This is a genomic window from Psychrobacter phenylpyruvicus DSM 7000 = NBRC 102152 (assembly GCF_000685805.1).
In the GTDB taxonomy this organism is placed as follows: domain Bacteria; phylum Pseudomonadota; class Gammaproteobacteria; order Pseudomonadales; family Moraxellaceae; genus Psychrobacter; species Psychrobacter phenylpyruvicus.
This window is the reverse complement of sequence record NZ_JMKP01000055.1, coordinates 1-8,079: the sequence shown is the minus strand read 5'-3', so window position 1 is coordinate 8,079 and position 8,079 is coordinate 1. Positions and strand designations below refer to the sequence as shown.

Sequence of the window (8,079 nt, the reverse complement as noted above, 5' to 3'; positions counted from 1 at the left end):
TTTGATTTGTTCGACATATAGGCCTTTACTACGGCAGTATTCGCTAAGCTCGGTCTCTGATAAGCCGCTGGCCTCTATGATGGTGGCAAGTTTTGCTTCATTTGACCAGTTATCGGGAGTGTTTTTATTGCCGGGCATGGGCTGTCCTTGTTCTCTAGCTTGATTACGCCAATTATATAGGGTTTGTACACCTATGCCTTCACTTCTTGCAACTTCTGATACACTTAAGTTATGTGGCGGCGATAGCTTGCTTAATATAGCTTGTTTTCTCTCTTCACTGTATCTGGACATCTTTGTTCCTTGTTACCCCCTTTTACTTGATTGTTAGGGGTGACAACTATCCTGACACAGGGGGTTTGGTTTTAAATATAATTTAAACTCCGAATATTAAGGTATATATTTATAGAAATTTGTATAAGCTGAATACACTTTTACGTATATATATGCCAATAAATTGACCTTATTACTCTTTTAACACTCAATAAAAAAGCGAAGGCCCATATTAAGGACCTTCGCTTTTAATTATTTAACTATTAAAATTTAACTATTAAATAAGTTTAATAATTTTAAAGTAGATAAATTATAAACTAACTGGGCTGTAAAGCTTGGTTGCAGGCTTCAGCCAGATAAGGGTCAAGGTTCTCTTGAGTCATCAACCATTTTAGATAGCCTGCACCATCTGAGCTGGTTGCCAGATCTTTGATGGCTTGCCCCTTATATTTACCAAAGCTTAAATGAGTCGGAATACGTGCCATTTCACTAAACTCATAGAGGCTTGCGACATCTGTAATATTGTGGCCTTGGCTATTGGCAAGCTCAATTAAGCTGCTTAACACCAATTGAGTAAAATAAATGTCATAGATAGCAGCGTGGGCGTGTTTGGCTTGTTCGCGTGCCACTTGACGATGAAAGTGATACAGCAACGACACCAGCTTATGGCTCTCGAGGGTAGGCAGTAGATAGCTTGACATGGCCTTGGTGCAAATAAGCTTGGGCGTGTGCGTGACCCCTGCATTTCTTAATACCTGCATATCATAGTCAATATTATGACCGACCAAATACTGAACACTGGTTGGCAAGCGAAATTCTGTGTGCGGCGGCTCATCGGCCACATCTTCATCACAAATGTGAGAGGTCGCCATAGAGCCTAAGCTGATTGGCTTTAGCGGATTAAAGCGCTTTGATCTAGGCGCTTGTAATACCTGTATTTCCCCATTAACAATATCAATAATGGAGTAGGCCGCCTCAGTCATATGTGGCTCTATCAATCCTGTGGTCTCAGTATCTAATATGTAGGTCGTCATAATTAAAGCCTTAAAAGTAGCAACTCATACGAGCATGCCATATAGTGTTGAGATTATTTTTGCTCAGACACTTTCTTAAATTATTTTTATGATTAAAATAGGTTTATATAGTAGCAAATATTTGTCATTTAAGGCTTAAAAACAAAAGTAAAATTAAAGCCATTAAGCCAATTGGTAGTGACAGATTTGAAAGATAATAACAATTTTACAGCCAGCTGATCTTTATAGCCATAAAATTTAGAAGAGAACAACTATGCCTAATTCAATACATGCAGAAAAACATTTAAGTGATAGAAATAATTGGTTAAGAGCGGCTGTTTTAGGCGCTAATGATGGTTTGATTTCAACGGCGAGTTTATTGGTCGGTATCGCTGCTGCCAATCAAAGTCATGAATCACTGTTGTTAACGGGGTTTGCCTCATTAACTGCAGGTGCACTATCGATGGCTGCAGGCGAATATATCTCTGTGTCATCGCAAGCAGACACTGAGAAAGCGGATCTAAAAAAAGAGCAATATGAGCTGCATCATAATCCAGAACGTGAATTATTAGAATTAACCCGCATTTATGAGAAGCGCGGGTTAGAGCCTGAGCTTGCACAGCAAGTCGCAAAAGCCCTAACCGAGCACAATGCTTTAGAAACACATGCCAGAGATGAAATTGGTATTACGGAGGTCAGCCAAGCCAATCCATTACAAGCAGCTATAGCGTCTGCCTTGGCATTTATAGCTGGCGGTGTGCTGCCGGTCATAGGTATATTTTTGTTCCCAGCGGACACTTTGGTCTATTCTTTAGCAGTACTAACGGTAGTGGGCTTGATGATATTGGGTGTGGTATCAGCACGTCTAGGTGGTGCACCGGTTGTCCCTGCGACTGCTAGGGTAGTTACCTGGGGGGTTTTGGCAATGATCGCCACCAGTATTATTGGTAATTTGTTTGGCGTTTCAGTGTAATAACACCATAAAAGCTTGTCTATCGAATTTATTTACAGACTTAATTTACGCTCATATTAAATCCTAAAGGCTTGGATATATGTTAATTAACGCAGACTTCCTGCAACCTGCAAGTATAAGAGCTGAACAGCATCAGTGGGTTGAATCGCCTCAAGGTGGTGTGAAGCGAATGATGTTAGACCGGATAGGGGCTGAAAAAGCGCGCGCAACCAGTTTGGTACGTTATGCACCTCAGTCTTATTTCCCGCATCATCAGCATCCGGGCGGCGAAGAGATATTGGTGCTAGAAGGAACGTTTTCAGCAGATGACACTCATTATCCCGCCGGCTGGTATTTGCGTAATCCGCCTGGTTCGGGGCATCAACCATATAGTGATGAGGGCGCATTAATCTTCGTAAAACTGCGTCAGATGCCAGAGTCCGAAACTCGCTATGTGGCAACCAATACCAATGATGCTAGCCACTGGCAGACGTTAGAGGGTCGTGAAGTTTGCAAGCTATTTTCAGATGATTATGAGCAAGTAAGCTTGCAGCGTATAAAAGCTGGCGAGCCAATATTTGTAGAGGATAGGTTTGTAGACGGTGTTGCCAATGGTGACCATGCTGCTGTTACCTCTGGCGGAGCAGAGATATTGGTTATTGACGGCATGCTGCTAGATGCAGAAACGCAATATCAGCCACAAAGCTGGATAAGACTACCTGCTGGCGGTAATTTGGGCAGTGACTGTAACTTAATAGCGGGAGAGAGCGGGGCTACTATTTATATTAAAACCGGTCATTTGTTGAATGTGATCGGTGCCGCATAAAAACTATGATATCTATTAATGACAAAATAACTAATGACACAATAACGCTTAATGAAAGCGATATAGAAATTACGGCGATTCGTGCTCAAGGGGCAGGCGGGCAAAACGTCAATAAAGTATCGTCGGCGATACATCTACGTTTTGATATTCCTGCTTCAAGCTTGAGTGATGAGCAAAAACAACTTTTGTTAAACAGCAAAGACAATCGCATTACCAAAGAGGGTGTGCTCATTATTAAAGCGCAGCAATATCGTACTCAAGAGCGTAACAAAATAGAGGCTATAGAGCGCCTTAAGCAGTTTATTGTGTCAGCAACCCATGTTAATCCTACTAGGCGACCCACTAAGCCTAGTAGAAATGCAAAGCGTAAACGAGTTGATAAAAAAGTACAACGTGGTAGAACTAAAGCGCTTCGCGGTAAGGTTGATTATTAATGTCTCACAACCTGATTGTGTAAATCCAACACTAGACTCAATTCAGAAGTATATAACTTCGAAAGTAAACACATGAATAAAAAAATAAGATACCGCAAAATCAGAGGTATTAACCGCCGCAAACGTTTAATCAACGAGTGGGGCGAGCAATACAAAGCCTTAGACTTAGATAGATTACAGCAGACACGTCACGATTACGTCAAGCTTTGGGTGCGTCCTTGGTCAGATTCGCTGTTGATGATTAATAGTGTTCCTGCGGAGCCAAGCGGCGAGCTTAAAACCTTGCTTATTGCCAATCTATTAAAGATATATCAGTCGTGGCAAACTACTTTACAGCAGTTAGATGAGCCTTATTATCTGGCTACTTGGTTGTTTGAGCAACGCATAAGTTATTCTCAAGTTTTATGTACTATTGAGGGATCGTTGGATTTCTCGAATGTATTTGAACCAGTAGAAAGTCAGCCTGAGGACGGTATCAAAAGCTCAAGCCATTACAATGAGCAGACCGCACAGTTTTTAGATGGTTATCAGTGGACGTTGTATCGTTTCATTCAGTTTTATAATCTGTCTGACCCTGATGAAGTAGCTAATATGCAAGGGATAGAGGACAGTCGCTTGATAAGGAAGCAAATCTTGGGAGACACAGAATATCAAGCTGTAGAGGCTGATAAAGTTTGGGTTTTAGATTGAGTTATCAGCAGACAAGGATGTTGAAAGAATAACAATCAGTGAGTATCACCCTAGCATGTAACAAGCCAGAATTTGACAAGTAAGCAATCTGCTTGAGTATATACTTAAAAAAATTGAATACTTGGCAAAATCTGGCTAGCGTTCAATTGGTACTTCGGGCTAGGTATCTGCTACCTAAAGTAGCAGCTGAGAACATATATCTGCCTCAACTGCTTATATTGCGCTACCGATTAACACTTAGTAGGCGCTTCAAATACAAAAGCTGGCAATTCAATCCGCTCCATACCCAAACTCTCAACAGCATTTATATACTCATCGTAATCCATGTGAGACACAGAGCGCTTTTCGTTTGGATCTTCTGGAGGTGGATTAATCTCAAATCCAAAGTAGCTTAGAGATAATATCTCCGATAAAGAAAATATTAGATATTTGCCATCGTGCGCTACGGTCACCACCTTATGCAGATCGGCATTTTTAATTAGCTCCATATGGCGATACGCCAAATTGGTGACTTCATGCTGGTTTTGAGTCACACTGCGGGGAGCATTTATCACGGGGAAAATACAAAAGTAATCCTCAGCTTCCGGATTGTCTATATAGCCTTTTATGGTCATATACTGGCGGGTATATAGCGCTATAGTATTCTCAAAGTTACAACGAGAAGAGTCATAGATATACATCAAAGAGATATACCCTTGGCTTTGTGTAATCTCATATTCAAAAGGACACAGGACGGTCTGCTCAGCGATGGCTAAATTACTCAAGAACCAATCTACTTCACGGGGAATTCGACCATCGTAGGAGTAAGGATCTATCAGATGACAGCACAGAGCCTTGATGCGCATTAGGTTTTCGGCATTTACTGTATAGAAAGGTGGGGCGTATACTTTAAAGGGGAAGGTAGGGACCGTTTGCTCAAAGAACTCTCTAATTACTAGCTGTTCATCACTGCTATAGAAGCTCATTATCATCATCATCTCACTTTTCATTTCTTATGGAGTCATATCAATTAAAGTAACACCAGTCAGCTTAGTTGACCCTATATGAGACTTTGAAACGACTAAATAAAGTCATTTTTTGGCATCAAATATAGGCCAGCTGAAACTCTCCTCAAGATAAGGAGCAGCTGTCTTGGTAATACTAATTGATTTTCTATAATGAGATTTGATAACGATTAGATTATTAATATAAGCTGTTAAATAACTGACTAAATAGAAATTACAAAAGCTAGGATAATTTAACAGTATTTGCTACAGGATTTAAAACTAAATCCGGTAACATAAGCATTATCTTAGCAAAAATTTCCCAATAAGCAAAGATAGATAACACTATGCTAATTTGCTTGAGTAATCGAATGTAAGAATTGGTATTGTCTGTTTTAAACAGACAGTTAATAGTTTGAACAATGATAGCCATACCTGATAATATATTCGAAGAGTTTGAAAACAAAAACACAATAACTTAAATTGGAGAAAATAATGATTACTCATGTACCTGATGTAACTTTTAAAACTCGTGTTCGTGACGAATCTATCGGCGGTGAAAACCCATTCAAATGGTATGACCTAACCACAGACGAATTATTTGCTAATAAAAAAGTGGTTGTATTCTCACTACCTGGTGCTTTCACACCAACTTGTTCGACTAGCCATCTACCTCGCTATGAAGAATTATATGATGAGTTTAAAGCTTTAGGTGTAGATGAAGTTGTTTGTGTATCAGTAAACGATGCTTTCGTTATGTACCAGTGGGGCTTAAAGCAAGGCCGTGAGAAAGTTTTCTTGCTACCTGATGGTAACGCTGAATTCACTCGCAAAATGGGTATGCTTGTTGAAAAAGAAAACCTAGGCTTTGGTATGCGCTCATGGCGCTATTCAATGCTGGTTGACAACAAAGAAATCAAAAAAATGTTCATCGAACCAGGCTTTGAAGACAACTGTCCAGAAGATCCATTTGAAGTATCAGATGCAGATACTATGTTAGAGTACTTAAAAAGCAATGCTTAATTGATACATCTGATATTGACTCTTGATAGATACCATCAGCAGTCGATACCTGTATAGATATTAGTGAACTGCGTAGTCCTTAAGCTTTAGGGCTACGCAGTTTTTTTATGTCTTTTTTATAAGTGCTCTTTGGCTGAGCTGGTAGTAAATTGATTTAAATAATAGCTGAAAAGGAAAAATAATATATGGCCACACTCATAATTTTGGCCTGTACTGGAGTTATTATATTTTGGAAAATTAAAGGCCATCCTTATTTAACTGCTATTATTAAATGCTTTATATTCGTACTAGCCATAATATTAAGTGGGATAGCCTCAGATCAATACCGCAATTTGACCTTAGAGGTTCTAAAAAGAAATTCGATATTTATCTTACTAATATTTGTAGTATTGGTGCCTATTGCATTGTTTGGTGTTAAAGTCCGGCAGATTATCAGAGAAGATTTGGAAAATCCTAAATAGTAAGCACTGTGATTGGAGTTATGGCATGTCCAGTATAAGAACTTCGCAAATTGAGCATAACAAGTTTCTAATTGAATTAGATTTAGACCTGATAAGTATAGGCCCTGGGGAGTTGATTAATGAGCTTAGCCAATTTGATGAGTTTAATATTTTAGAATGAAGTCAATATCCAGAGTTTGCGGTAGGAAAAATATCATTTCTTGGAGAAGCTGTTTCTGTTTTATGGGAAGAGTTTCCTAATAAGATAGATTTTTATTCGACATCTGAAAATACAATAAAAGCTTTAGAATATGAATTGAGAAAATTGGTTAGCTAAATAGTTTTTAACATTCATGATGTAAATTTTAAGGAAAGCCGCATTTGTCACTGCTTCACCTAGCTCATATGGCGGTAGAAGTTGTGGCTTTGACTTACGTAAAACCATGCTGCCTTTTGAAGCGCCAGTATTATTGGCACCGGAAATTTATCTAAGTAATGCTTATGATGCACTAGATGATGAAGGCAACTTTACAAATGAACGTACTCAGAAGTATTTGAAAAAGTTTGTTGATGCATTGGTTGAATTTGCAGAGGGTAAGTAGGGGTAAGCTTGAAAGTTAAATAGCTTGAGTAAATGGCTCATTCTAGATCTTTCCAAAATCCATAAAAAAGATCTGCCGTATTATTACGGCAGGTCTTTTTAGATATCTGGTGCTGACCTTATTAGTATGGTTAGTAAAGGTGAAGATGTTAAGCTTGTTATAAACCTTCCTACTGGATCAAAGGGCAAAGGGGATAGGTCCATAAATAAACCAATTTTTTAACTAATTAAGCAATATAAAATCTCAAACGGGCATAAATACATCACAAACAGTAAAGGTCGAATCAATAAGTTTAAAGTTGAGCTGTCTCTTAATAAAATAGATAGGAATACCAATCGACAAAGAAATGCAGGCAAAGCTGAGAATGCAGCAGGGGACGATGGTAGTCATTTTATTGCTAGTATATTAAATGGAAGGTTTATTGAAGGTTGGTAATTATGAGTATGCAAGAACAAGGTTATTTTAATATAAATTTCTTAGATTTTCCTACTACAGATGATAAGGATAAAACCCAATTTAAGAAATGACCCCTGCCGTCAAATCCGTACACCTAAACTTGGGAGATTTTAATTACGCAGCCTGACGGTAGAAATCAACCCAAACCTGTCTTGGCGATCTCATACCTAAACTCTGCTGAATCCTCGTTTGGTTGTAATCTAACTCAATATATTTGATGATACTGTTGATTGCTTCAAATCGAGTTTTATAATGATGATGATATACTAACTCATTCTTTAAAACGCCCCAGAAGCTCTCTATTGGCGCGTTATCATAGCAGTTGCCTTTAGCACTCATAGATCCTTTAAAACCGTATTTACTGATGATTGTGCGATAATCATCGCTACA

The 8,079-nt window shown here is 38.8% G+C and carries 11 protein-coding genes and 1 pseudogene; 8 read left to right on the top strand and 4 right to left on the bottom strand.

The window, feature by feature from the left end; genetic code table 11:
• Positions 1-291: transposase (locus G561_RS0112810; RefSeq protein WP_028859908.1), on the bottom strand; the 291-nt coding region annotated here is incomplete at its 3' end.
• Between the two features lie 296 nt (positions 292-587).
• Positions 588-1,304, bottom strand: a complete 717-nt coding sequence (locus G561_RS0112805) for an exonuclease domain-containing protein (RefSeq protein WP_028859907.1) — start codon at positions 1,302-1,304, stop codon at positions 588-590.
• Positions 1,305-1,557: 253 nt separating this feature from the next.
• Between G561_RS0112805 and G561_RS0112795 the strand changes: the two genes are divergently transcribed.
• From G561_RS0112795 to G561_RS0112780, 4 genes and pseudogenes are all read left to right on the top strand, one after another.
• Entirely contained in the window at positions 1,558-2,256 is a 699-nt protein-coding gene (locus tag G561_RS0112795; RefSeq protein ID WP_028859906.1) for a VIT1/CCC1 transporter family protein, read from the top strand.
• 79 nt (positions 2,257-2,335) lie between these two features.
• Positions 2,336-3,061, top strand: a complete 726-nt coding sequence (locus tag G561_RS0112790; RefSeq protein ID WP_028859905.1) for a cupin domain-containing protein — start codon at positions 2,336-2,338, stop codon at positions 3,059-3,061.
• Between the two features lie 41 nt (positions 3,062-3,102).
• A pseudogene (arfB, locus tag G561_RS0112785) lies at positions 3,103-3,495 on the top strand (alternative ribosome rescue aminoacyl-tRNA hydrolase ArfB); the annotation flags it as partial.
• A gap of 72 nt (positions 3,496-3,567) precedes the next feature.
• The gene (locus G561_RS0112780; protein ID WP_028859903.1) at positions 3,568-4,185 is read left to right on the top strand and encodes a hypothetical protein; all 618 of its coding nucleotides are present in this window, start codon (positions 3,568-3,570) and stop codon (positions 4,183-4,185) included.
• Positions 4,186-4,415: 230 nt separating this feature from the next.
• On the opposite strand, the gene G561_RS0112775 is transcribed toward G561_RS0112780, so the two are convergent.
• Positions 4,416-5,162: a hypothetical protein gene (locus G561_RS0112775; protein ID WP_227674044.1), complete on the bottom strand. Its 747-nt coding sequence runs from the start codon at positions 5,160-5,162 to the stop codon at positions 4,416-4,418.
• Between the two features lie 501 nt (positions 5,163-5,663).
• Here G561_RS0112775 and G561_RS0112770 point away from each other — a divergent pair.
• The 4 genes from G561_RS0112770 to G561_RS15745 all read left to right on the top strand — a co-directional run bounded on the left by G561_RS0112770 (position 5,664) and on the right by G561_RS15745 (position 7,668).
• Complete coding sequence (locus G561_RS0112770) at positions 5,664-6,191, top strand: peroxiredoxin (protein WP_028859901.1); 528 nt, start codon at positions 5,664-5,666, stop codon at positions 6,189-6,191.
• Between the two features lie 185 nt (positions 6,192-6,376).
• On the top strand, positions 6,377-6,652 hold the full coding sequence (locus tag G561_RS0112765) for a hypothetical protein (protein WP_028859900.1): 276 nt from the start codon (positions 6,377-6,379) through the stop codon (positions 6,650-6,652).
• Positions 6,653-7,074: 422 nt separating this feature from the next.
• Complete coding sequence (locus G561_RS14675) at positions 7,075-7,233, top strand: hypothetical protein (RefSeq protein ID WP_174519760.1); 159 nt, start codon at positions 7,075-7,077, stop codon at positions 7,231-7,233.
• 225 nt (positions 7,234-7,458) lie between these two features.
• Positions 7,459-7,668: a DNA/RNA non-specific endonuclease gene (locus tag G561_RS15745; RefSeq protein ID WP_081794482.1), complete on the top strand. Its 210-nt coding sequence runs from the start codon at positions 7,459-7,461 to the stop codon at positions 7,666-7,668.
• A gap of 135 nt (positions 7,669-7,803) precedes the next feature.
• Here the strand turns inward: G561_RS15745 and G561_RS0112740 are convergent.
• A partial coding sequence (locus tag G561_RS0112740) for an integrase core domain-containing protein (protein ID WP_028858945.1) occupies positions 7,804-8,079 on the bottom strand: 276 nt, incomplete at its 5' end.

Bases quoted from the DNA above. Each gene is read 5' to 3' on its own strand.
- G561_RS0112805 (WP_028859907.1), bottom strand. From the start codon at position 1,304: ATGACGACCTACATATTAGATACTGAGACCACAGGATTGATAGAGCCA.
- G561_RS0112795 (WP_028859906.1), top strand. From the start codon at position 1,558: ATGCCTAATTCAATACATGCAGAAAAACATTTAAGTGATAGAAATAAT.
- G561_RS0112790 (WP_028859905.1), top strand. From the start codon at position 2,336: ATGTTAATTAACGCAGACTTCCTGCAACCTGCAAGTATAAGAGCTGAA.
- G561_RS0112780 (WP_028859903.1), top strand. From the start codon at position 3,568: ATGAATAAAAAAATAAGATACCGCAAAATCAGAGGTATTAACCGCCGC.
- G561_RS0112775 (WP_227674044.1), bottom strand. From the start codon at position 5,162: ATGATGATGATAATGAGCTTCTATAGCAGTGATGAACAGCTAGTAATT.
- G561_RS0112770 (WP_028859901.1), top strand. From the start codon at position 5,664: ATGATTACTCATGTACCTGATGTAACTTTTAAAACTCGTGTTCGTGAC.
- G561_RS0112765 (WP_028859900.1), top strand. From the start codon at position 6,377: ATGGCCACACTCATAATTTTGGCCTGTACTGGAGTTATTATATTTTGG.
- G561_RS14675 (WP_174519760.1), top strand. From the start codon at position 7,075: ATGCTGCCTTTTGAAGCGCCAGTATTATTGGCACCGGAAATTTATCTA.